The 21,504-nt window shown below is 68.6% G+C and carries 19 protein-coding genes; 13 read left to right on the forward strand and 6 right to left on the reverse strand.

What is annotated here, in order from left to right:
- Nucleotides 1–20 precede the first annotated feature (20 nt).
- Nucleotides 21–752, forward strand: coding sequence for an ESX secretion-associated protein EspG (locus tag HDA45_RS40210; RefSeq protein ID WP_184906533.1), 732 nt, complete (start codon nucleotides 21–23; stop codon nucleotides 750–752).
- Nucleotides 753–919: 167 nt separating this feature from the next.
- Here the strand turns inward: HDA45_RS40210 and HDA45_RS40215 are convergent, their stop codons facing one another.
- Nucleotides 920–1,753, reverse strand: coding sequence for an SCO6745 family protein (locus tag HDA45_RS40215; protein ID WP_184904516.1), 834 nt, complete (start codon nucleotides 1,751–1,753; stop codon nucleotides 920–922).
- Nucleotides 1,754–1,925: 172 nt separating this feature from the next.
- On the opposite strand from HDA45_RS40215, the gene pip reads away from it, so the two are divergent.
- Complete coding sequence (gene pip / locus HDA45_RS40220; RefSeq protein ID WP_184904518.1) at nucleotides 1,926–2,870, forward strand: prolyl aminopeptidase; 945 nt, start codon at nucleotides 1,926–1,928, stop codon at nucleotides 2,868–2,870.
- Between the two features lie 75 nt (nucleotides 2,871–2,945).
- Here the strand turns inward: pip and HDA45_RS40225 are convergent, their stop codons facing one another.
- The gene (locus HDA45_RS40225; RefSeq protein WP_184904520.1) at nucleotides 2,946–4,133 is read right to left on the reverse strand and encodes a Glu/Leu/Phe/Val family dehydrogenase; all 1,188 of its coding nucleotides are present in this window, start codon (nucleotides 4,131–4,133) and stop codon (nucleotides 2,946–2,948) included.
- A gap of 161 nt (nucleotides 4,134–4,294) precedes the next feature.
- Here HDA45_RS40225 and HDA45_RS40230 point away from each other — a divergent pair, with 161 nt between their 5' ends.
- From HDA45_RS40230 to HDA45_RS40265, 8 genes are all read left to right on the forward strand, one after another.
- On the forward strand, nucleotides 4,295–5,218 hold the full coding sequence (locus HDA45_RS40230) for a LysR family transcriptional regulator (RefSeq protein ID WP_184904522.1): 924 nt from the start codon (nucleotides 4,295–4,297) through the stop codon (nucleotides 5,216–5,218).
- A gap of 130 nt (nucleotides 5,219–5,348) precedes the next feature.
- Nucleotides 5,349–6,605 carry a glutamate-cysteine ligase family protein gene (locus HDA45_RS40235; RefSeq protein WP_184904524.1) on the forward strand — a complete coding sequence of 419 codons (1,257 nt, stop codon included), beginning with the start codon at nucleotides 5,349–5,351 and terminating at the stop codon, nucleotides 6,603–6,605.
- Complete coding sequence (egtB, locus tag HDA45_RS40240) at nucleotides 6,602–7,951, forward strand: ergothioneine biosynthesis protein EgtB (protein ID WP_184904526.1); 1,350 nt, start codon at nucleotides 6,602–6,604, stop codon at nucleotides 7,949–7,951. The genes HDA45_RS40235 and egtB overlap by 4 nt, the downstream gene beginning before the upstream one ends.
- Nucleotides 7,952–7,956: 5 nt before the next feature.
- Nucleotides 7,957–8,721 (forward strand): ergothioneine biosynthesis protein EgtC, encoded by a 765-nt coding sequence (gene egtC / locus HDA45_RS40245; protein WP_184904529.1) that lies wholly within the window; start codon nucleotides 7,957–7,959, stop codon nucleotides 8,719–8,721.
- Complete coding sequence (gene egtD / locus HDA45_RS40250; protein WP_184904531.1) at nucleotides 8,718–9,695, forward strand: L-histidine N(alpha)-methyltransferase; 978 nt, start codon at nucleotides 8,718–8,720, stop codon at nucleotides 9,693–9,695. Before egtC ends, egtD begins: the two co-directional genes overlap by 4 nt.
- A gap of 46 nt (nucleotides 9,696–9,741) precedes the next feature.
- Nucleotides 9,742–10,164 carry a nitroreductase family deazaflavin-dependent oxidoreductase gene (locus HDA45_RS40255; protein WP_184906535.1) on the forward strand — a complete coding sequence of 141 codons (423 nt, stop codon included), beginning with the start codon at nucleotides 9,742–9,744 and terminating at the stop codon, nucleotides 10,162–10,164.
- A 156-nt stretch (nucleotides 10,165–10,320) separates the two neighbouring features.
- Nucleotides 10,321–11,928 carry an alpha/beta fold hydrolase gene (locus HDA45_RS40260; RefSeq protein WP_184904533.1) on the forward strand — a complete coding sequence of 536 codons (1,608 nt, stop codon included), beginning with the start codon at nucleotides 10,321–10,323 and terminating at the stop codon, nucleotides 11,926–11,928.
- 90 nt (nucleotides 11,929–12,018) lie between these two features.
- Entirely contained in the window at nucleotides 12,019–12,726 is a 708-nt protein-coding gene (locus HDA45_RS40265) for a nucleotidyltransferase domain-containing protein (protein ID WP_184904535.1), read from the forward strand.
- Nucleotide 12,727: 1 nt separating this feature from the next.
- Here the strand turns inward: HDA45_RS40265 and HDA45_RS40270 are convergent, their stop codons facing one another.
- From HDA45_RS40270 to HDA45_RS40280, 3 genes are read right to left on the reverse strand one after another with little or no spacing between them, the layout of a single operon-like run.
- Nucleotides 12,728–13,084 carry a darcynin family protein gene (locus HDA45_RS40270; protein WP_184904537.1) on the reverse strand — a complete coding sequence of 119 codons (357 nt, stop codon included), beginning with the start codon at nucleotides 13,082–13,084 and terminating at the stop codon, nucleotides 12,728–12,730.
- A 15-nt stretch (nucleotides 13,085–13,099) separates the two neighbouring features.
- Complete coding sequence (locus tag HDA45_RS40275) at nucleotides 13,100–13,990, reverse strand: SDR family oxidoreductase (protein WP_184904539.1); 891 nt, start codon at nucleotides 13,988–13,990, stop codon at nucleotides 13,100–13,102.
- A 14-nt stretch (nucleotides 13,991–14,004) separates the two neighbouring features.
- On the reverse strand, nucleotides 14,005–15,432 hold the full coding sequence (locus tag HDA45_RS40280) for an MFS transporter (RefSeq protein WP_221473001.1): 1,428 nt from the start codon (nucleotides 15,430–15,432) through the stop codon (nucleotides 14,005–14,007).
- A gap of 156 nt (nucleotides 15,433–15,588) precedes the next feature.
- On the opposite strand from HDA45_RS40280, the gene HDA45_RS40285 reads away from it, so the two are divergent.
- From HDA45_RS40285 to HDA45_RS40295, 3 genes are all read left to right on the forward strand, one after another.
- Nucleotides 15,589–16,485 carry a LysR family transcriptional regulator gene (locus HDA45_RS40285; RefSeq protein WP_184904543.1) on the forward strand — a complete coding sequence of 299 codons (897 nt, stop codon included), beginning with the start codon at nucleotides 15,589–15,591 and terminating at the stop codon, nucleotides 16,483–16,485.
- Nucleotides 16,486–16,682: 197 nt separating this feature from the next.
- Nucleotides 16,683–19,358: a GH92 family glycosyl hydrolase gene (locus HDA45_RS40290; RefSeq protein WP_343072266.1), complete on the forward strand. Its 2,676-nt coding sequence runs from the start codon at nucleotides 16,683–16,685 to the stop codon at nucleotides 19,356–19,358.
- 657 nt (nucleotides 19,359–20,015) lie between these two features.
- Complete coding sequence (locus tag HDA45_RS40295) at nucleotides 20,016–20,492, forward strand: MgtC/SapB family protein (RefSeq protein WP_246480945.1); 477 nt, start codon at nucleotides 20,016–20,018, stop codon at nucleotides 20,490–20,492.
- A 161-nt stretch (nucleotides 20,493–20,653) separates the two neighbouring features.
- Here the strand turns inward: HDA45_RS40295 and HDA45_RS40300 are convergent, their stop codons facing one another.
- Nucleotides 20,654–21,454, reverse strand: a complete 801-nt coding sequence (locus HDA45_RS40300; RefSeq protein WP_184904547.1) for an alpha/beta fold hydrolase — start codon at nucleotides 21,452–21,454, stop codon at nucleotides 20,654–20,656.
- Nucleotides 21,455–21,504 lie beyond the last annotated feature (50 nt).

The raw sequence follows: 21,504 nt of genomic DNA on the forward strand, positions 1-21,504 counted from the left end.
TGACCGTCAGAACAGGCCGGGTGGACGTCCCGGTCGAAGCCTTGGCGGTGCTCGCCGAACGCGAACGCGTCGGCGACCTGCACATCACGCTGCGTCCCGAACCGCGCTGGCTGTCGAGGACGGCCCGCGCGGAGGCGGACAAGCGAGTGGAAGCCGCTTTGGCGCAAGCCGGGCTGCTGGACTCGACCGGCCGCGCGTCGGTCGACTTCCTGGACTGGCTTCCGGTGCTCACGAAACCGGCCATCGAGTACTACGGCTGGGTGAACGCCGGCGGCCAGACCTACGGCGTTCTCGCCGCCTCGCTGGGTATGCAGGCGGTGCTGGCCGTGGCGTCCGGCGACTGGGTCGGGCTGCAGGAGATCGACCGGCGACGGCTGCCCGAGACGCTGATCGAACAGCTGCCACCCGTTCCCGCGGGCGGCGGCAGGCTCCGCACGGTTCGGGCGTACGAGCTCGAAGAGGCGGCACGGCGTGGCCCGGACACGCATTCCCTGCCGCCGGTGATCGCGGACATCGTCAGCCTCGTGCAGCGGCCGGTCGAGGGGAGCGGCGAGCTCTACGTCGGCAAGCGGGACGAAGTCGGCAGGCATGTGGCGGTCGAGGATCCGCTCCACTTCGCCGACACCGACTGGGGCCGGTACCTCAGCTACACGACCGGTCACGGCAACGACGCGGTGGTCCACATCGGACCCGCCGGGCCTTCGGAGCTGGCAGACGCGCTTCGGCACGTCTCCGGCACCTTGGGCGCCTAGGCGCTGTCCCGCAAGTCTGGACGCGGTCTTCGCGCCCAGGTGGTCCCTGACGGCACGGGCGGATGCGCCCGAGTACGACCCGGTACGAGGGCGATCCGCCCGCACCGCCAGGAACCACCTGGATCACGAAGCCCATCGACCAGACTTACGGGACAGCGCCTAGACCGTCACCACGGGAAGTCTGCCTGGACGGCGGTCGAGATCGGTCCGAGGTCGATGACCAGACGGTCGAGATCGCCGGCGTCCAGGACGTCGTACGGCGCCTCCGCGAGCCTGTCGGTCATCGCCTCGACGCGCTCCTTCGCGGCCCGTCCGGCGGCGGTAAGCCAGCCGTCGCCCCCGACGAGACCGCGGTCGCGCATGCCGTCGATGACCGCGGACAGCTGTGCGGCGGGAAGGTGGCTGACCCGGCCGAACTCGTTCGCGGGCATGCCGACGGACAGGGCGTGGAGGACGTGGGCCTCGGTTCCGCCGATGCCCTCGGCCAGCAAAGCGACGATATGGCCGTCGCCGCGGTGCTCGCGCAGCAAGGTGGCGGCGTGCCACAGTCGCGCCAGGGGCTCCTGCGGTACCGGGAGCGCGCGGAGGGCGGCATAGAGGGCGCGGCCCTCCACCGGCGCACTGGTGGCCGTCTTCAGCAGGAGGTCGGCGGCGCGCGCGACACGCGGGTCATCGGCGAGTTCACCGAGGATCCGCCGTAGCCCCGCGACGCATCCCCGTTCGCGGGCGGCCAGCGCCGCCTCGGGCGTGGTCAGCTCCCAGACCTTCGGGAGGTGCCGAGCCACCTCGCCCGGGGCGAAGTTGTAGAAGACCGCGTGGACCACCTCGGCGGGCACCGATCGGCCGAACGGCGCGGCCCGTCCGGCGAAGTAGGCGTCCCACTGGTTGCGCAGCCCGAGCGCGATCAGAGCCTGGTCCGACTCGTCGGCGAAATAGGGCACCAGGCCGAGGGGCTCGATCAGTTCGTACATGCGACGGGCGACGGGTTCCTGGTGCGACATCTGATCCCCTGTAGGTCCTGGTGGCGCCTTCGTGGCGGCCGCTCACCTCCTCCACGAACGGCTCAGGCCGGATCCGACACCCGAGCCTCAGGAATTTTCGCGCCCCGAGGAATCCTCCCGGGCTATTGTGACAGTGCTGTTGTATTTCTGGCGGGTCTGGGAGGACGAGGACGTGACAAGGCTGTATCCGGAAATCGAACCGTACGACCACGGGATGCTCGACGTCGGCGACGGGCACTTCGTGTACTGGGAGGTCTGTGGGAATCCCGACGGCAAACCCGCCGTCACGCTGCACGGCGGCCCGGGAACCGGGTGCAGCGCCGGTCTGCGCCGCTACTTCGATCCGGCCAAGTACCGTGTCGTGCTGTTCGACCAGCGAGGGTGCGGCCGGAGCACCCCGCACGCGGGCGAGCCCGAGGCCGACCTCTCGGCCAACACCACCGACCATCTGCTCGCCGACATGGAGCGGCTGCGCGAGCATCTGGGCATCGAGAAGTGGCTGATCTTCGGCGGATCCTGGGGTTCCGTGCTCGCACTGGTCTACGCCGAGCGGTATCCGGATCGTGTCTCGGAGATGGTCCTGATGGGCCTGGCCACCGGACGGCGGAGCGAGACCGACCTGCTCACCCGCGGTCTCGGCGGCGTCTTCCCGGAGGCCTGGGCGAAGTTCCGCGATGGTGTTCCCGAAGCGGATCGCGACGGTGATCTCGCGGCGGCGTACCTGAAGTTGCTCATGGATCCCGACCCGGCGGTGCACGAGAAGGCGGCTGCCGCGTGGTGCGCCTGGGAGGACGCGATCATCCCGACTTCCCCGCCGTACAAGAGCTTCGAGACGCCGAAGTTCCGGCTCGCCTTCGCCAGGCTGGTCACGCACTACTGGAGCCAAGGGTCCTTTTTGGACGAGGGGGTGGTGCTGCGGGAGGCCAAGACCTTGGCCCACATCCCGGCCGTGCTCGCCGAAGGAAGCCTCGATCTGGGCAACCTGATCGGCACCCCGTGGGAGCTGGCGCACGCTTGGCCCGGCAGTGAACTGGTGGTCATCGACGAGGTCGGCCACAGCACCCAGGACGAGCCGATGCGCGAGGTCCTCATCGGCGCGACAGACCGCTTCGCCTGACCCGCGTGAAGGCCCTCTTCCCTCGGCTCCGGTTTTGACTGACCAGTCGGGGGAAGGAGGCCTTCACGCGCGCTATCAGGGAATGACCAATACGCGGGCGGTTTCAGGGGTCGTGGCGTCCGAACGGGTGGTTTCGGCGAGCCGCAGACCCGTGGTGCGCGGCGCGATCCGATCCAGGTTCCACGAACTCAGCAGCAGCGCCACCTTCGCCCGCATCTCGGTCCGCAGCCGCAGGAACGAGTCGGTGTGGTCCGCGCCGACCTCGCCGAGCAGGAGCCACCAGGCCCACGCGGCGGCCCCGGCATTGGCGACGAAGTCCGGGATCACCGGGATGCCCCGGGCCGTCAGGCCAGCTTCGGCGTCGGGAGTGGTCGCCGCGTTCGCCGCCTCGATGACGACCTTCGCCTTGACCTCGCCCTGGTTCGCGGCACGCAGCGCGTAGGAGATCGCCGCCGGGACGAAGATGTCGGCCTCCGTCGCCACGATCTCGTCGCGGGGGAGCAGTTGGACGTCCGACGGCAGCCGGCTGCGGTCGATCTCGCCGTACGCGTCGCGCAGGTCCAGCAGCGCCGGGATGTCGAGACCTTCGGGCCGGTACAGCGTCCCGGCCGCGTCGGCGACCGCGACGACCCGCATACCGGCTTCGTGCAGGTACCAGGCCGCGCCGCCGCCCATGGTGCCGATGCCCTGTACGGCGACCGTGGTCTTCTCGACCGGCCATTCCCACGCATCGGCGACACCGAGGCAGGCCTGTGCGACGCCGTAGCCGCCGATGACGTCACCGAGCAGCAGCCCGCCGGGGACCGGGGTGCCCAACCCGGCCTGCACGCGGCGAAGGGTCTGAGCCGGATCGGCCGAACGGCGGATCGCGGCGTGGTACGACTGATCGAGCCCCAGCTTCGCGAACACCTCGTCGATCAGGTGCTGCGGCACGCCGAGATCCTCGGCGGTCACCCAATGGTTGTCGATCCACGGCCGCAGGAATTCGCAGAACCGTTCCAGCACACCGAAAGCGCGCTCGTCCTTCGGATCGAAGTCGATACCGCCCTTGGCCCCGCCGACCGGCAGGCCGAAGGTCGCGGTCTTGTTCGCCATCCCCCTCGCCAGGTCCTCGACCTCGGACATCGTGCAGCCCGCGCGCATCCGGGTCCCGCCGGTCGCGATACCGGAGACCAGGCTGTGCACTACGAGGTAGCCGGTGGCACCGGTGACGGGGTCGGTCCAGATGAGCCTCATCAGCGGTTCGGCGTTCCTCGCGGCCATGCGGCCACCTCCTTCGGGATTCAGAGTCGTCCTGCGCCGCTTCCGAGGGTGCGCCCCGCCGGGCGCGCGCGTCTATTTACCGAATCTGAACGATGTCGTGCAGAGAAACTGGTGTAACGCGTCACCCGGCATCCGCGACCGTGCCCGTTTACGTTGGTGACATGGAGCTTTCGTTGCACCGCCTGCGGATGCTCCGCGAGCTGAGCAGGCGCGGCACCGTCACGGCGGCCGCCGCTTCGCTGCACTACACCGCTTCGGCGGTGTCGCAGCAGCTTGCCCAGCTGGAGCGGGACGTGGGCGCGAAGCTTTTCGAACGATTCGGCAGACGGGTGCAGCTGACCGAACTGGGGCTGTTGCTCACCGAACACGCCGAGGAGATCCTGGGATCGGTCGAGCGGGCGACACTGGCACTGGAGGAGGCACAGGAGACGGTCTCGGTCCGGCTCATGGCCGGGGTCTGGGCCTCCGTCGCTTCGGGGCTGCTGCCGAACGCGCTGGCCGTGCTCGCGGGCGAGCATCCGGGGATCCAGGTCCGGACGCGGGAATTGGCGCCCGAGGACACCGCCGACGCGGTCCGCGACGGCGAGCTCGACCTGTCGTTCGTGATCGACTACTCCGACGCGCCGATGCCGTGGGACGCGGGCCTGGAGCGTGCGGTGATCGCGGTCGAACGGCTGCACGCGGCGGTTCCCGCGGGCGCCGTCCCCGCGGGCAGCGCGTCGTTGCTCGAGCTGGCGGAGCATCCGTGGATCCTCGCCAGCCCGAAGAGCCACTTCGGCCGCGCGGTGCGCACGGCGTGTCACCGGCACGGGTTCGAACCCAAGATCAACCACGAGGTCGAAGAGCAGTCGACGGCGATGGCGATGGTCCGGGCGGGGCTCGGGGTGACCCTCGTTTCGGACCTCGGACTCGGGCTCCGGCCGCCGGGGATCGACGTCGTCGCGTTGACCACACCGTTGCTCCGAACGGTTTCGATCGCCTATCGGACGACGTCTTCCCGGCGGCAGGCCCTGCAGCTGGTGATCGAGGCCGTCCGCAACGCGGCCGCGGCTCTCGGACTGGGGACGGAGCCCGCTTTGCCCTGATTCGTCCGGTCCTAAAAGGTGGTCCGCAGATCCAGCTCGGTAGGAACGCACCTGAATTTGTCGGACCCCGCGTGTAGCGTCCGATGTCAAGGTTTCTCATTGATCGGACTACCGACTGGACGGCGGGAAGATGACAACTGTTCATGATTTCCCCGAGAAGTCCGGGAGCGCGTCGAACGCGACGGCGAAGGTCCTGTCGGACCGTGCCGAGGGTGAGGCGTATGTGGCTTCCGTGTGCTTCAAACACGGGCCGCCGAGACTTCTCGGCGTAGAGCTGGAATTCACCGTGCACTACGCCGACGAGCCCGCCCGGCCTCTCGACCCCGACGATCTCGCCACCGCGCTCGGCCCGCACACCCCGCGGACACTGCGCCCCGACAGCCCCGCCCTCCCGCTTCCGGCAGGTTCACCGCTGAGCCTCGAGCCCGGATGTCAGGTGGAGATCTCCGCTCAACCACAGACCACGCTGCGCCACCTGGACGCCGTCGTCTCGGCCGATCTGGCCCACCTCGAAACCCTTCTCTCCGCCCAAGGCCTGTACCTGGGTGACACCGGGATAGACGGGCATCGTGCCCCTGCCCGCAAACTGGGCACGCCCCGCTACGCCGCGATGGAACGCCGCTTCGCCCCGATGGGCGACGGCGGCGCGACGATGATGTGCAGCACCGCGGGCCTGCAGGTGTGTGTGGACGCTGGTGAGGCGGACGACCTGCCGCTGCGCTGGGCCGCCGTCCACGCGCTCGGCCCGCCTTTGCTGGCCACCTTCGCCAACTCACGGTTCCACGCCGGACGCGACACGGGTCACGCGTCCGCGCGCTGGCTGGCCGTCATGAACACCGAAAAGGCCCGCACCCGTTCGGCCGCGACCGAGCGGGATCCCGCGGGCGACTGGGCCCGGCGGATCCTGGACACCCCCTTGATGGTCCTGCCCCGGCAGGACGGTTCCTGGGACGCGCCGCCGGCGCTGACCTTCGCGGACTGGATCGAGGGGCGCGAAACGGGCCTGGGCAGGCCGACCGAGGACGACCTGGCCTACCACCTGACGACCATGTTCACCCCGGTCCGGCCCCAGGGCTACCTGGAGATCCGCTATCTGGACGCGCAGCCCGCCGCCAGGTGGCTTCATCCGGTGGCCCTGCTGACCGCGCTGCTCGCGCGCCCGTCCACAGTGGACAAGGTGCTCGGACTGTGCGAACCGGTCGTGGGCAGATGGGAGTGCGCCGCCCGGTTCGGCCTGGCCGACAGGGTGATCGCGGCCGTCGCGAGCGAGGTGGTGGACCTCGGCTGTGCCGAACTCGGCACAACGGGTCTGCCACCGGAGACCATCAGCGAGATCAGCGAGGGTGTGCAGTCCCTCGTACACGGTTCGAGGAGCCACCAGTCATGAGCGTGGAAAGCACCGAGACCAACCCGCTTCGCGCGCTGAGCCCGCAAGACCTGCGGGCTCACGCGGCCGAGGCGCTCACCAGGGCCCGCGAGCGCAGTGTCGCGCTGACAGACATCGACGACGAAGAGCTGGTCCGCCAGCATTCGAAACTGATGTCGCCGCTGGTCTGGGACCTGGCGCACATCGGCAGCCAAGAGGAACTCTGGCTGGTCCGCGACGTCGGCGGACGCGAGGCGCTCCGCCCGGACATCGACGACATCTACGACGCGTTCCAGCACGCCCGCGCGGACCGTCCGGAGCTGCCGCTGCTGGGGCCGGAGGAGACGCGCAGGTACGTCCGCGAGGTCCGGGAGAAGTCCTTCGACATCCTGGAAAACGTTCCACTGCAAGGCAGGCGGCTCACCGAGGACGCCTTCGCCTTCGGCATGATCACCCAGCACGAACAGCAGCACGACGAGACGATGCTGGCCACCCATCAGCTCCGCAAGGGCGATCCGGTGCTGCACGCACCCGCCCCGCCGCCGTCGCGGTCCGGACGGCTGCCCGCGGAGGTGTTCGTACCCGGCGGCGCGTTCACGATGGGCACGTCCGCGGAACCATGGGCCCTGGACAACGAGCGTCCGGCGCACGAGGTCGCGGTGGAGGCGTTCTTCATCGACACCACCCCGGTCACCTGCGGGGCCTATGCCGAGTTCCTCGACTCCGGCGGTTATCAGGACCCGAAGTGGTGGAGCGAGAGCGGCTGGGCGTATCGCGGCGAGCACGGCATCGACGCGCCGCGCTTCTGGAAGCGGGAGCAGGACGGCTGGTGGCGGACGCGGTTCGGCGTCTACGAAAAGGTGCCCGCCGCGGAACCCGTGGTCCACGTCTCGTTCCACGAGGCCGAGGCGTACGCCGCCTGGGCCGGACGGCGCCTGCCGACCGAACGGGAGTGGGAGAAGGCCGCGCGATTCGACCCGGCGACCGGGCGTTCGCGCCGGTTCCCTTGGGGCGACGAGGAACCCACCCCCGACCACGCCAATCTCGGGCAGCGCCACCTTCGGCCCGCGGAGGTGGGCGCGTATCCGGCCGGTGCCTCGCCGCTGGGCGTGCACCAGCTGATCGGCGACGTCTGGGAGTGGACCAGCAGCGGGTTCGAGGCGTACCCGGGCTTCACCGCGTTCCCGTACAAGGAGTACTCGGACGTGTTCTTCGGCGGGGATTACCGGATCCTGCGCGGTGGTTCGTTCGGCACGGACGCGGCGGCCATCCGCGGCACGTTCCGCAACTGGGACCATCCGATCCGGCGGCAGATCTTCTCCGGGTTCCGCTGTGCCCGGGACGCGCGGCCGGGCGAGGTGGCCTGAAAGGCATGTGCCGTCACCTCGCGTATCTCGGTGAGCCGCGTTCGCCTGCCGAGATGCTCTTCGACGCCCCGCATTCCCTGCTCGTGCAGTCCTACGCCCCGGCCGACATGCGGGGCGGCGGCTCGGTCAACGCGGACGGATACGGCCTCGGCTGGTACGCCGAAGGTCCCGATCCGCTGCGGCTGCGCCGGCCCGCTCCCTTGTGGACGGACGGGGACCTGCCCGCGCTGGCCGGGTCGGTGCGGTCGCACGCCTTCATGGCGGCGGTCCGCAACGGCACGACGGGGATGCCGGTGGTGGAGGCCGCGAACGCGCCGTTCACCGGCGGTGGCTACCTCTTCAGCCACAACGGATTGGTGAGGGGCTGGCCGGGTTCGATGGCCGAACTCGCCGCCAAGCTGCCGATCACCCGCCTGCTGACCCTGGAGGCGACCACGGATTCGGTGCTGCTGTGGGCTTTGCTGCGTGAGCGGCTCGAAGCGGGCGAAGACCCGCTTTCGGCCGTCGCGTGGCTGACCGGTGTGGTCGAGGAGGCGGGGCCGGGTTCGCGGCTCAACCTACTGCTGACCGACGGCCGCACGCTGATCGGCACCGCGTGGACGCATTCCCTGTCCTATCGGGACACCGGCGGAGGTGTGCTCGTCGCGTCGGAACCTTGCGACGACGACCCCGGCTGGATCCCCGTCCCCGACCACCACGCCGTCCGGGTCACCGGCGAAGGCGTGCGAATCCTTCCCCTCGAAGCCGATCGGAGCCCTGAGGCACGATGACCGAAGTGGACCTCGACGTACACCACAGCGAGTCGGACATCACCGAGCTGCTGCGCGCGGACGTCCGCGCCGGCCTGGAGGCGGACCAAAAATGGTTGTCGCCCAAATGGTTCTACGACGCGCGCGGCAGCGAACTGTTCGAGAAGATCACCGCCCTCCCCGAGTACTACCCGACCCGCAGCGAACGGGAGGTGCTCGCCGGGCGCGGCGGTGAGATCGCGGAAAACTCCGGCGCGCACACCCTGGTCGAACTCGGTTCCGGGTCGAGTGAGAAGACCCGGCTCCTGCTCGACGCGCTCACGAGCCACGGAACCTTGAAGGAGTTCGTGCCGCTCGACGTCTCCGAAACCGCGCTCGCCGAAGCGGCGGAAGCCATCACGGCCGATTACCCGTCGCTCGAAGTCCGCGGCGTGGTCGGTGACTTCACCCAGCATCTCGACCTGCTGCCGGGGGACAAGCCACGACTGGTGGTCTTCCTCGGCGGCACGATCGGCAACTTCCTGCCCGCCGACCGCGCCACCTTCCTGCGTTCGGTCCGGGACGTACTCGACGAAGGGGAGTGGCTCCTTCTCGGGACGGACCTGGTGAAGGACAGGGAAACTCTCGAGCGCGCCTACGACGACGCGGCCGGGGTCACCGCCGAGTTCAACCGCAACATGCTCCACGTGATCAACAACGGCCTCGGCGCGAACTTCGATCCGGCCGCCTTCGACCACGTCTCGTATTGGGACGAGGAGAACGAATGGATCGAAATGCGCCTGCGTGCCCGTGAGCCGCTGACGGTCGACATCCCGGGCGCCGATCTGCAGGTGAAGTTCGCGGAGGGCGAATACGTGCGCACCGAGATCTCCGCGAAGTTCCGGCGGGAGGGAATCGCCGCGGAACTGGCCGAAGCCGGGTTCTCGGTGGAGAAATGGTGGACGGACTCGGAATCGCGGTTCGGGGTGAGCCTGGCAAGATCTGTCCGTGGCTAACCCTCTTACGTTCCTCGCTCGCGCGCTCGGCACGAAACCGTGGCTGATGGGGCTCGCGGGCGGGATCATCTGGGTGGACAAGAGACTCCACCGGCTGTTCAAGGGGAAGGTGAGCCTGGTCGCGCTGGCCGGGCTCCCTTCCCTGCGGCTCACCACGACCGGCCGCAAGAGCGGGCTGCCCCGCAGTACCAACCTGCTGTACTTCCCGTACGAGGAGGGTTTCGTGCTCGTCGGCTCCAATTGGGGGAGGCCGAACGATCCCGCGTGGACACACAACCTGCGCTCGCATCCCGAAGCGATCGTCGCACTGGCTGGCAAGGAGATCCCGGTCAGGGCCAGGGAACTCCTCGGCGACGAGTACGACGCGATGTGGAAGCTGCTGCTGGACTTCTGGCCGGGCTACTCGATGGAGGAGCAATCCGCTCGCCGTGTGTTACCGATTTTCGCATTAAAGACCACCACACGATAGGTTCGTACCATCCTTTCGGCCGGTGACTGGGTTACCGGCTTGTGCGAGGCTCGCTTGGTGTTACGCGCCGTGACGTCGGCGGCGCATCGTGCGACGTGTTCCGTCACGTCGCCAGCCGAGGGAGGAGTCGTTTTGCCGAGATCCACAAGGAGGCCGGTGCGCGGTTTCGCACTGGTAGGGGCACTCGTGGCCGGCGCCGCGTTGACCGGTGCGCCAGGAACGGCGGTCGCCGCCCAGGACGTCGGGACCTCCGCCGCCCAGGTCGGCGCGACGGCGTCGGTGAACTGGGGTGCCTGCACCGCGGACCAGATCCGTGGCGTTCCCGCCGACCAGGCGAAGTTCTACAGCTGCGCGCGGTATCGCGTGCCGATCGACCACGACAACGCGGCGCTCGGCACCATCGACATCGCGATGCTGAAGCGGGCGGCGAAGACACCCGACAAGAAGATCGGCTCGCTGTTCCTCAACCCGGGCGGCCCCGGCGGCTCCGGGTTCCGGATGCCGATCGGCGCGGCGAACTACTTCCAGCCGCAGGTGCTGGACCGGTTCGACCTGATCGGTTTCGACCCGCGCGGGGTCGGGGCCAGCAACCCGCTCAAATGCTTCACCACGCAGGAGGACGCGAACGACGTCTTCGCCGCGCAGATCCCCGTGCCGCTGTCGCGGCAGGAGATCTCCGGAACGCTCGCGTCGTACCGCGATTACGGCCAGTTCTGCAAGAACAACGCGGGTGCGCTGCTGAATCACATGTCCACCAAGGACGTCGTGCGTGACCTCGACAAGATGCGGGCGGGTGTCGGCGACCAGAAGCTGACCTTCGTCGGCTTCTCGTACGGGACCCTGATCGGGTCGACGTACACGTCGATGTTCCCGAAGCAGAGCCGCGCGATCGTCATCGACGGCAACGTCGACCCGGCGCTGCGCACCAGCGACGGCGTGCAGTACGACCGTGAGCGCGCTCGCGGGTTCGAGATCGCGCTGGACGCCTTCCTGCGCAAGTGCGGGCAGGTCGGGCCGAAGTGCTCGTTCAGCTCGGGCACGCCGCGGGAGAAGTTCGACGAGATCCGCACCTACCTGCGCCAGCAGCCGATCAAGCTGCCGGACGGGAGCAGTTACGACATCAACGCGTTCACCAGCACGGTTGCCGGGGTGCTGTACTCGCCGACGTCGTTCCCGCCGCTGGCCGACGACCTGCAGGCGCTGTACAACGTCGTTCACCCGCCGTCGGCGCAGACGCAGACGGCTCAGGCCGTCGAGCTGAAGGTGCTGCGGTCGGGCGCGAACGGCCGTGCGGACGCGGATCCGGACAGCCCGTACGTCGGCGACGACTCGTACTTCGCCGTGAACTGCTCGGACAAGAAGATCACGATCAAGCAGGAGAAGGTTCCCGAGATCGCCGCGAAGTGGGAGAAGGAATCGCCCACTTTCGGTCGCTACCAGGCCTTCTCCGATGTCGCGGGCTGCCCGGTGTGGCCCGCGAAGAAGCCGGACGTCTACCGCGGCCCGTGGCAGGCCAAGACCGACACCCCGGTGCTGGTCGTCGGCAACTACTACGACCCGGCGACCCAGTACCTGTTCTCGAAGCGGATGGCCAACCAGCTGGGCAACGCCCGGCTGCTGTCGGTCGACGCCTTCGGGCACTGCATCCTGGGTGACTCGCTCGGGGTGGACAAGGTGACGGCCGACTACCTGATCGATCTGAAGGTCCCGGCCAACGGACAGGTGTTCCAGCCGAACGTGCAGCCGTTCGAAACCACTGCCTGAACCTCAGGCGCGTAACCGTGAAGGCCACCTTCGGGACGATCACCGTCCTGGAGGTGGCCTTCACGGCGTTCGTCTCGGCATCCTTGACCGATGGATCCCGTCGGTACCGCTCGTACTCTGGCCGCCGCCCGCTTTCCCGGCGCACGGGCCGCGATCCTGGGCGGCAGTGCGAACACCGCGCACCGGACCTCGTTCTCGGATCTCGACATCGTCGTGTTCCTCGACGGCCCGCCCGCTCCGTTCCGCGAGACGACCGAGCACGACAGCCTGCCGGTGGAGTGGTTCTGCCACACCGCCGAGTCTTACGACGACTTTGTCGAGCGGGAGACGGCGAGCCGGCGCTCGCCCTTGCTGCATCTGTGCGGTGAAGGTGTCGTACTGCTCGACAGGGACGGGTTGGGGCACCGGACGAGGGAGGAAGCCCGGGCGCGGTTGCGTGCCGGGCCTCCTGTGCTTTCGCCGGCCGAGTTGGAAGATCGCCGCTACGGCCTCACCGGTCAAGTGGACGATCTCGCGGGAGCGGACGATCCCGACGAACTGGTCTTCATCGCCGACAGGCTGATGATCGCGGTGGCCGAGCTGATCCTCGCCGTGCGGCGGCGCTGGCGTTCGCACGGCAAATGGTTGTTCCGGCGCCTGCGCGAAGCGGACCCGCAGATCAGCCGGGACCTTCTGCTCGGCTACCGGCAGGTGGTGTGCCAGGGAGATCCCGCCTTGCTGCGGCAGGTGGCCACCGGAGTCCTCGACGACGTGGGTGGCCGTCTTAGTGAGGGCTATCGTCGAGCCGCTCCTCGCTAGCTCACGCGTCGATACTCGCGTATGCGTTCAGACCGTAGTTCGTGGCGTACGCGTTCTCGACCCCGACCAGAAGGTCGACGATCTCGAAGTACCTGTCCCAGAACGGCGTTTCGCGCAGAACCTCGATGAGAAGCTGGTACGAGTGGTGGTCGCGTGCCTCCCACACCCACACGTCCGTCACTCGAGCGGAGTAGAACTCGGTGTCGAAGAACCGGGACCGGACTCCCTTCACCTTGTTCTCGATCGCGGGCAGGATCTCGGTCGTGAAGGCCTTCACACGCTGCTCGACGGTGAGGCCGAGCCATTCGGGCGTGGTCTTCACGAGCATGAAGGCGGTCACTTCGGTGGTTTCGGACATGAGGATTCCTTCCTGTCAGGCGTAAGCGCCGGCTTCGATGTCTTCGACCAGGCTCGGTCCGAACGGGGTCCAGTTGAGGAGTTCGCGCGTGCGCGCGCTCGACGCGGACATGTCCAGGGCGAAGAACCGGCCGACGAAACCGAAGTGCTCACCCGCGTCTTCCGGCGCGATGGACGTCACCGGGACACCGAGCGTCCGTCCGACGGCTTCGGCGATTTCGCGGGTCGTGATGGCCTCTTCGTCGACGATGTGGAGCAGTGAGCCGGTGGGCGCGCCTTCGAGCCCCAGCCGGACGAGCCGTGCCGCGTCGGTGCGGTGCACGGCCGCCCAGGACGCGGTGCCGTCGCCGATGTAGCCCGAGACGCCGTGCTTGCGAGCGGCGGCGACGATGGAGGAGAGGAAACCGTGGTCGCCGACGCCGTGCACCGAGGGTGCGAAGCGGGCGCTGATCACCCGCATGCCCTTCTCGGCGTACTCGAGGGCGAGGTTCTCACTGCCGCCGCGCATGGAGTCGGGGCCGAAGGCGGGGGAGGGGTCCGCCTCGGTGGCGGGCCGGCCCTGGGCCAGACCCGAGAGGGCCGAGGCGAGTACGAAGGGCCGGCCGGTTCCGGTCAGCGCGCCGGCGATGGTCTCGACGGCGGCCCGTTCGGTCCGGTTGGACATGGCCAGGTTGGCCCAGTCGTGCTTGTTCGCCAGGTGGATGACGCCCTCGGCCTGTTCGGTGCCGGCACGGATGCCGTCGAGATCGTCGAGGTCGCCGCGGCGGACGCGGGCGCCCTTCCCTTCCAGGGCGGCGGCGGAGGCGTCCGAGCGGGCGAGACCGGTGACCTCGTGGCCGGCGTCGAGCAACTCGTCCACGATGGCCGAGCCGATCCAGCCGGTGGCTCCGGTGACGAAAACGTGCATGGAAAATGCTCCTTCTACTGGTTCCCGCGGGTGCGGGAAAGACGTGATTGCAGGACGACGAGCGCGCCGAAGACGAGGACGCTCACGCCGATCACCCGCAGGGCCGTGCTCGTGCCGGTGACGAACGCGGAGATCACTTCGGGGGCGCGGTCGGGAGTGGTGACGGCGAGGGCCTGCGCCACCGTGTGCGGATCGTGGTTCGCGCGGATGTCCGGCGGGAGCGCGTCGACGAACCGTCCGGTGAGGACGGTGCCGATGACCGCGACGCCGAGCGCGCTGCCGAATTCGCGCGTGGTGGCCTGCAGCCCGGCGCCGACACCGGCCTGCGCCGGGGGCAGCGAACCGGAGATGGCGGCGGACAGCGTCGGAAGGGCCAGCGTGACACCGATACCGGTCACCACGAGCCAAGCCGCGTAGACGAAGTACGGCGTCGATGCGTCGTTTGTGGACAGTCCGACGAGGCCGCCGCCACCGAAGGCGAACGCGATGGCGATGGTCGCGTCGACACCGACGCGCTGGACGAGCCGCCCCACATGCCGTGCGCCGAGGATGACCGGAATGGTCATCGGGATGATCCCGAGCCCGGTCATCAGCACGCTGAATCCCTTGCCGTACTGGAGGAACGACGCGTTGACGTAGAACAGCGCGAACATCCCGAAGAAGATCGCGGTCATACCGAGGCACGCGCTGCGCAGCGCGGGGACGCGGAACAACCGGGGATCGAGCAGCGGGTGCTCGGCCTTCAGTTCCACGAACGTCCACAAGGCGAACAGCACGATGGCGCCGGCGAACCCGGTCAGGACGATCGGGCTGCCCCAGCCCGCTTCGGGGCCTTCGACGATGCCCAGCAGCAGCGCGATCGTCGCGCCGACGAGCAGTACGGCGCCGAGCAGGCTGAGCGGGCGATCGTGCCGGGGTGAAACCGGCGCGATCCGGGCGACCCACGCGGCGAGCACCAAGGAGAGCGGTACCGCGGCCGCGAACAGCCAGCGCCACGATCCGCCGGACAGCACCGCGCCGCCGCCGACATTGCCGACGACACCGCCGATCCCGGTCATCGAAGCCCAGGTCGCGATGGTCACGCCCTTGCGCTCGGCGGGTACGGCGTGCAGCAGGACGGCGAGCGTGTTGGGCAGTACGGCGGCGGCCCCGATCCCCGTGATCGCCCGGCCCGCCAGCAGGACGGGCACGTCCGGCGCGACAGCCGACAGCAGCGCGCCGACGGCGAACAGCACCAGGCCTGCGAGCAGGACACCCTTGCGGCCGAAGCGATCGCCCGCGGCGCCGCCGGGGATCACGAGACAGGCGAAGAAAACGACGTAGGTGTCGACGATCCAGATCAGTGCCGAGGCGGACGGGCGCAGGTCGCTCGCGGCCAGCATCGGGACCGCGAGATTGATCGAGGCGACCATGCCGACGACCAGGACGACGGAGGCGCACATGACGGCCAGCAGGCCGCGGCCCGAGACCGGGCGGCTCGCGGCGGCCTGGGGTTCGTCGCGGAGGTGAAGTCGAAGTGGCATGTCCATGACGCTATGGACCAGCGGGTACATCGTGCCACGCAACTTTGACAAGGGATAGTTGCGTACGATGCAACTATGGCTGATCAGCTGGACCTGAACCTGTTGCGGGTGTTCGACGCGCTGATGCAGGACGGCAGCGTGACCGCGGCGGCCGAGCGCCTGCACCTGTCGATCCCGGCGGCGAGCCGGGCCTTGGGCCGGTTGCGGCGCGCGATGGGGGATCCGATCCTGGTCCGCGCCGGCCGGGGGATGGTGCCGACGCCGTTCGCGCTCCGGACCGCGCCGCGCGTGCGGTCGCTGCTCGACGAGGCGTCGGCGCTGATCAGCGCCGACCGTGACCTCTCGATCGGCGGTCTCGAGCGCACGTTCACCATCCGCATCAACGACGGCGTCGCCGCGACACTGGCGACGGCGGCCGTGGAGGCGACCGCCGCCGTCGCGCCGGGTGTCGTCCTGCGCTTCGTCGGGGAGGGCGCGGAGAGCGCCGAGGCGCTGCGAGACGGTTCTGTCGATCTGGACATCGGTGCCGGCGACCTCGCCGCCCCGGACATCCGCTCGATGCTGCTGTACCACGAACGAGTGGTCGCGATCGTCCGCGCGGACGGCCCGCTCGGCCGGGTCCGCCGCCCGACACTGGCGCAGCTTTGCCGCCATCCCCACGTTTCCGCGTCCCGCCGCGGCCGGGTCAGGGGCCCGCTCGACGACGTGCTCGAAGCCGCCGGTCTCCACCGGAAGGTCGCGGCGACCGTTCCCACGTCCGCGGTCGCCGCGTTCCTGGTCGCGTCGAGTGACTACATCGGACTCGCGCCCCAGCGGCTCGCCGAGCAGTACGGCCGTTCGCTCGGCATCCGCTGGTTCCCGATCCCCGCCGATCTCCCGGAGATCGAGGTGCGCCTGCTCTGGCACGCCCGGCTCGACGCCGATCCCGCCCAGCGCTGGCTGCGCGAGACGATCCGCGACGCGCTGTCCTAGCGGAATCCTGTCCACTCACCTGACTCGCCGCGAGTCCCAATGGGGGTACCCGGCGGCGAGGTGTGATGGGACGATCTTCCACCAGTCGCACCCCGCACCTCGGATTTCGCTCGGCTCCAGCTCGTCGGATGACAACGTTGTCGCTCGGAGAGGAAAGCCTGATGCCCCTGTTTCGGAGATTGAGACGATCATTCCCGGTGGCCGTCACGGCCCTGCTGGTGGCGACGGGCGCCACCGCGCTCGACGGCACCGCCTCGGCCGAGGCGCTGAACCTCACCCAGTACGTCAATCCGTTCATCGGGACGGACGACAGCAACTCCCCGAACCCGGTCCCGGGCGGCGCGGGCGGCAGCACCTATCCGGGGGCGACCGTCCCGTTCGGAATGACGCAGTTCAGCCCGGACACGCCGACGGCGTCGCCGTCGGGCTACCGGTCGAGTGACACGAGCATCCAGGAGTTCAGCCTCACGCATTTCAACGGGGCGGGCTGCCCCAACAACGAGGACCTCGGAATCCTGCCTGTCACCGGGACCCTGAACTCCTCCCCGGGCACGAACTGGACCGGTTACGCCGGTTCGTACACGAAGGCCGATGAAAGCGCGGCACCCGGCTACTACAAGAACCGGTTGAACACCTACGGCACCGACGTCGAACTGACCGCGACCAAACGGACCGGGTTCATGCGGCTCAGCTATCCGAACACCACCAGCGCCCGGGTCCTGATCAACTCCAGCCGGAGTGCCACCGGCAACCGCGGTGGTTCGCTGTCGATCAGCGGGAGCCAGGTGACCGGCACCTTCACCGGCGGCGGGTTCTGCGGTTCCTCGAAGACCTACCCGCTGTACTACGCCATCCAGTTCGACCGCGCGCCGAGCGGGTTCGGCACGTGGCTCGGCGGCACGATCTCGGCAGGGTCCGCGAACGTCAGCGGTGTGAACTCCGGCGGCTACCTGACCTTCGACACGTCCGGCAATTCGTTGGTACAGCTCAAAGTCGGTGTCTCGTTCGTGAGTGTCGCGGGCGCACAGGCGAATCTCGCGGCGGAGAGCCCGGGCTTCGACTTCGCCGCTCGCCGCGCCGCCGCCGACACGGCCTGGAACGACCTCCTCAACCGGGTCCAGGTGACCGGCGGGGCGGCCGCCGACCTGCAGAAGTTCTATACCGCGCTGTATCGCGTTTTCCAGAACCCGAACGTCGCCAGTGACGTCAACGGGCAATACCGCGGGTTCGACCAGACGATCCGGACGGCGAACCATCCGGTCTACCAGAACTACTCCGGCTGGGACATCTACCGGTCCTGGGCGGCGCTCATCGCGCTGCTCGCCCCGGCGGAGGCGAGTGACATCGCGAAATCGATGGTCCTCGACGGACAACAGGGCGGACTGCTGCCGAAGTGGTCGCACAACAGCAACGAGCATTTCGTGATGACGGGCGATCCCGGGCCGATCGTCGTGTCGAGCATGTACGCGTTCGGTGCCCGCGGCTTCGACACGGCGGCGGCGCTCGCGTTGATGGACAAGGCTTCCAACGGCGGGACGACGCAGGGGCAGCCGATCCGCGGCAGGCAGTCCGGCTACGTCAGCCGCAACTACATCACGGAGGACCCGTCCGACTCGCTGGAGTACTCGGCCTCCGACTTCGCCGTCGCCCAGTTCGCAAAAGCCTTGGGGGACAACGGGAAGTACTCCACCTATATGACACGCGCGCAGTGGTGGCGCAACGTGTTCGGCACCGAGTCCGGGTACGTCCACCGGCGTAACGCCGACGGAAGCTGGCCATGGCCGTTGAACCCGGCGAGCCCCGACGGTTACACCGAAGGCAACGCCGCGCAGTACACCTGGATGGTGCCGTACAACTATCAGGCGCTGATCAACCTGATGGGTGGCCCGAAGACGGCCGTGCAGCGGCTGGACCACCACTTCACCCAGCTCAACGGCGGACTGAGCCTGCCGTACTTCTACATCGGGAACGAACCGGAACACGGTGTCCCGTGGGCGTATCACTACGCGGCCTATCCCCAGGGCACGAGCGCGGCGGTGCGGCGTGTGATGAACGAGTCGTTCACCACCGGTCCCGGTGGCCTGCCCGGTAACGACGACCTCGGCGCCACTTCGGCGTGGTACGTCTGGTCCGCGCTCGGCATGTACCCGCCGACACCGGGCGCGGATGTGCTGGCGTTGCACGGTCCGCTGTTCCCGGCGGTCACGATCACACGTCCGGGTGGCACGGTGCGCATCAACGGCACGGGTGCCGGGCAAGGCGCGCAGCACGTGCAGAACTTCAGCCTCAACGGCTCCGGGACCAGCCGGAGCTGGCTGCGGTACGGGGACATCGCGGGTAACGCGACGCTGAACTTCACCATGGGCGCGTCACCGAGCGCTTGGGGAACGAACGCCGCGGATGTCCCGCCGTCCTACAACGACGGTTTCACCCCGCCGCCCGCGGCGCCGGACCTGGGCACGAACCTCGCGCTCGGCAAACCGGCCTCGGGTTCGGCGGGCTGCAACGGCAACGAAGGTCCCGCCAAGGCGTTCGACGGTTCGCTGGCGAACAACAGCAAGTGGTGCTCGCTCGCGTCGGGTACGAAGGTCCTCCAGGTCGACCTCGGGTCCACGCAGAACGTGTCGTCGTTCGTGCTGAAACACGCGGGACTCGGTGGCGAGACGACCGGGTGGAACACCGGCGCGTTCGCTATCCAGACGTCACTCGACGGGACGAACTGGACGACGGCGGCGAACGTGAGCAACGCGCGCTCCAGCCGGACCTACCATCCGGTGAGCCAGCGGTCGGCGCGCTACGTCCGGGTGAACGTCACCACCCCGGCGAACGACGGGAACGGCGCGGCGAGGATCTACGAATTCGAGGTCTATTGAGGGTTGAGGCAAAGGTGCCAGGCCGGGTCGGGTGGGTCGTCGCGTTGTGACGGACCGATAGTTGCCCACCCACTGGCCTGATGCGGGCGAGCGGGGAAGATTCGGGACGTTCAACGGCCGGAATCTTCCCCGCTCGACAGTGCCGGGGGCCGGAACACCTCATCGACACTTGCCGAACCGGCACCCTCGTGCAGGCCCGATGGTTGGGGGATCCTCCACACTCGACCGTGCCGCTAATGACAAATGCCCGTCCGCTCTAACGCGACCAACCACTCAGACCGCCTGCACCTCACCCGGCACGCGAAGCCACGGGAAGGAGTTGCGAACGCCACTTTCACAACCTTCAGCGTTGCGAAAGTGGCGTTCGCAACGCACCCGCAGCCCACCCAAGGCCAAGACACGTTCGCCTTATCCCTCGCTGAACCGCCTGTGTGAGCCCTTCCACGTGGGGGTGGCCGGACGGCCGTCCGGTGGTACAGTCCCGAAGGTTGATCAACACCGTTCGAGTACGAAAGCGAGGTGAGCGGCACATGCCGGAAGACAGTTCTGGATCGACCGGAAGCGGTCGCCGTTCACCCGTGTGCGCGGTGCGCTGACCTTTCCGGTCGCCTTTCCCTGTCTGGCTTTGTGTACGCACGCCAGAAAAGAGCCGGAATCATGAACACCTTCGAAATGCTGCTCAGGGTCGGCACCGGCGTCGGACTGGGCGCCGTCATCGGCATCGAGCGCCAGTATCGCGCCCGGATGGCCGGACTCCGCACCAACGCCCTCGTCGCCGTCGGCGCGACCCTTTTCGTCCTGTTGTCCGCTCACGGTTTCGGCGGGCTGAACACCAGCGGTGACGCGGACCCGACGCGGGTGGCCGCCCAGATCGTCTCCGGCATCGGGTTCCTCGGCGCCGGGGTGATCCTGCGGGACGGGCTGAACGTGCGCGGGCTCAACACCGCCGCCACGCTGTGGTGCTCGGCGGCCGTCGGATCCCTTGCGGGAGCGGGACTTTACGTCGTCGCACTGGCCGGGACCGCGGTGATCGTCGGGGTCAACGTGCTGCTGCGCCCGCTCGGCCACGTGATGGATCGCCGTCCGGAGAACCGGGAGGAGTGCTCGGAGCAGGAAGAGCCCGAAAGGGCGTGATCGAGCCCGGATCTCGCGTGATCGAACCCGGATCTCGCGTGATCAGGGGCCGCACACCTGAGTGCGGTGTCCAGTCACGCGAGATCCGGGTCTGATCACGCGAGTGCGGTTCCTGATCACGCGAGTTACGCCTTCGTTGTCACTGCGAACCCGGAATTCGGTCAGCAGGCCAGGAAATCCAGCAATATCCGGGAAAACCTGGCGGGTTTCTCCAGATTGATCATATGCGCGACCCCGGGGACGACGATTTTCCGGGCGTCGCGGGCCTCGCCTGCGATCTGTTCGGAGATGTCGACGATGTCCGAGGAATCCAAGTCGCCCACCAGCGTCAAGGTGCGCGGCGTCAGCTCGCCGGTGCGTTCGATGGCCCGAAGTTCGTCCATCAGCGTGAAGCCGCTGCCGCCGTGCCGGGTGATCGTCTGGGTGTACATCTCCTGACACCGCCGTCGGACTTCTTGATCGACGTCCGACGGCGCTCGGCGGGGCCCGTCCACCCACATCCGCAGGACACACTCGATGGCGGCGGGCAGATCTCCTCGCGCGACCGCCTCCTCGAGCTTCTTGTTCTGCTCCAGGACAAAGGGGTCTTTCGTGGTCATCGCGCTGAGACCGGTGGCCACGAGAACGAGGTTGTCGACGAGGTCCGGGTACGTCAGCGCGAAGTCGACCGCGATCCGCCCGCCGCCGGACAGTCCGACCAGCGACGCGCGGGGGAGTTCCAGCGCGGCCATCAGCGCGCGGAGATCTTCGTAGTGCTTGAACCGTTCTTTCGGCGTGGACGACTCGCCGTGCCCGCGCGCGTCGTAGCGGATGGCCGTGTAGCGGTCTTCGAGTGCCGTCATCTCGGCGTCCCACATGCGGGAGTCGAGCATCCCGCCGTGCAGCAGGATGACGGGATCCCCCTCGCCCCGGAGTTCGTACGCCAGTTCGCCGTTCTCGACCTGAACTCTGCCGCTGGTCATACCCGCACGGTACCGAAGAACGCGAAAGGCCCCCTTCCCCGAAGTGCGGG

The sequence above is a fragment of the Amycolatopsis umgeniensis genome, from assembly GCF_014205155.1.
GTDB lineage: Bacteria > Actinomycetota > Actinomycetes > Mycobacteriales > Pseudonocardiaceae > Amycolatopsis > Amycolatopsis umgeniensis.

What these genes read in the sequence shown, in the direction of transcription:
- HDA45_RS40300 (WP_184904547.1), bottom strand. Translation starts at nt 21,454, where the DNA reads ATGACCAGCGGCAGAGTTCAGGTCGAGAACGGCGAACTGGCGTACGAA.
- egtB (WP_184904526.1), top strand. Translation starts at nt 6,602, where the DNA reads ATGAGCGTGGAAAGCACCGAGACCAACCCGCTTCGCGCGCTGAGCCCG.
- HDA45_RS40285 (WP_184904543.1), top strand. Translation starts at nt 15,589, where the DNA reads ATGGCTGATCAGCTGGACCTGAACCTGTTGCGGGTGTTCGACGCGCTG.
- HDA45_RS40255 (WP_184906535.1), top strand. Translation starts at nt 9,742, where the DNA reads ATGGGGCTCGCGGGCGGGATCATCTGGGTGGACAAGAGACTCCACCGG.
- HDA45_RS40280 (WP_221473001.1), bottom strand. Translation starts at nt 15,432, where the DNA reads ATGTGCGCCTCCGTCGTCCTGGTCGTCGGCATGGTCGCCTCGATCAAT.
- HDA45_RS40230 (WP_184904522.1), top strand. Translation starts at nt 4,295, where the DNA reads ATGGAGCTTTCGTTGCACCGCCTGCGGATGCTCCGCGAGCTGAGCAGG.
- HDA45_RS40235 (WP_184904524.1), top strand. Translation starts at nt 5,349, where the DNA reads ATGACAACTGTTCATGATTTCCCCGAGAAGTCCGGGAGCGCGTCGAAC.
- HDA45_RS40275 (WP_184904539.1), bottom strand. Translation starts at nt 13,990, where the DNA reads ATGCACGTTTTCGTCACCGGAGCCACCGGCTGGATCGGCTCGGCCATC.
- HDA45_RS40295 (WP_246480945.1), top strand. Translation starts at nt 20,016, where the DNA reads ATGAACACCTTCGAAATGCTGCTCAGGGTCGGCACCGGCGTCGGACTG.
- egtC (WP_184904529.1), top strand. Translation starts at nt 7,957, where the DNA reads ATGTGCCGTCACCTCGCGTATCTCGGTGAGCCGCGTTCGCCTGCCGAG.
- HDA45_RS40225 (WP_184904520.1), bottom strand. Translation starts at nt 4,133, where the DNA reads ATGGCCGCGAGGAACGCCGAACCGCTGATGAGGCTCATCTGGACCGAC.
- HDA45_RS40215 (WP_184904516.1), bottom strand. Translation starts at nt 1,753, where the DNA reads ATGTCGCACCAGGAACCCGTCGCCCGTCGCATGTACGAACTGATCGAG.
- egtD (WP_184904531.1), top strand. Translation starts at nt 8,718, where the DNA reads ATGACCGAAGTGGACCTCGACGTACACCACAGCGAGTCGGACATCACC.
- HDA45_RS40265 (WP_184904535.1), top strand. Translation starts at nt 12,019, where the DNA reads ATGGATCCCGTCGGTACCGCTCGTACTCTGGCCGCCGCCCGCTTTCCC.
- HDA45_RS40270 (WP_184904537.1), bottom strand. Translation starts at nt 13,084, where the DNA reads ATGTCCGAAACCACCGAAGTGACCGCCTTCATGCTCGTGAAGACCACG.